The sequence below is a fragment of the Pseudoflavonifractor sp. HCP28S3_F10 genome, from assembly GCF_052065415.1.
GTDB lineage: Bacteria > Bacillota > Clostridia > Oscillospirales > Oscillospiraceae > Pseudoflavonifractor_A.
The window spans coordinates 1-802 of sequence record NZ_JBQHUB010000073.1; the positions used below are offsets into that span (position 1 = coordinate 1).

1 pseudogene is annotated in these 802 nt (G+C 53.9%); it reads left to right on the forward strand.

The window, feature by feature from the left end:
* Positions 1-802 (forward strand): annotated as a pseudogene (locus ACTNBZ_RS14340) (tetracycline resistance ribosomal protection protein Tet(W)); the annotation flags it as partial.

Sequence of the window (802 nt, forward strand, 5' to 3'; positions counted from 1 at the left end):
TCAGTCTGTTCGGGATAAGCTCTCCGCCGATATTATCATCAAGCAGACGGTGTCGCTGTCCCCGGAAATAGTCCTGGAGGAAAATACCGACATAGAAGCATGGGATGCGGTCATCGAAAATAACGATGAATTATTGGAAAAGTATATCGCAGGAGAACCAATCAGCCGGGAAAAACTTGCGCGGGAGGAACAGCAGCGGGTTCAAGACGCCTCCCTGTTCCCAGTCTATCATGGCAGCGCCAAAAATGGCCTTGGCATTCAACCGTTGATGGATGCGGTGACAGGGCTGTTCCAACCGATTGGGGAACAGGGGGGCGCCGCCCTATGCGGCAGCGTTTTCAAGGTTGAGTACACCGATTGCGGCCAGCGGCGTGTCTATCTACGGTTATACAGCGGAACGCTGCGCCTGCGGGATACGGTGGCCCTGGCCGGGAGAGAAAAGCTGAAAATCACAGAGATGCGTATTCCATCCAAAGGGGAAATTGTTCGGACAGACACCGCTTATCAGGGTGAAATTGTTATCCTTCCCAGCGACAGCGTGAGGTTAAACGATGTATTAGGGGACCAAACCCGGCTCCCTCGTAAAAGGTGGCGCGAGGACCCCCTCCCCATGCTGCGGACGACGATTGCGCCGAAAACGGCAGCGCAAAGAGAACGGCTGCTGGACGCTCTTACGCAACTTGCGGATACTGACCCGCTTTTGCGTTGCGAAGTGGATTCCATCACCCATGAGATCATTCTTTCTTTTTTGGGCCGGGTGCAGTTGGAGGTTGTTTCCGCTTTGCTGTCGGAAAAATACAAG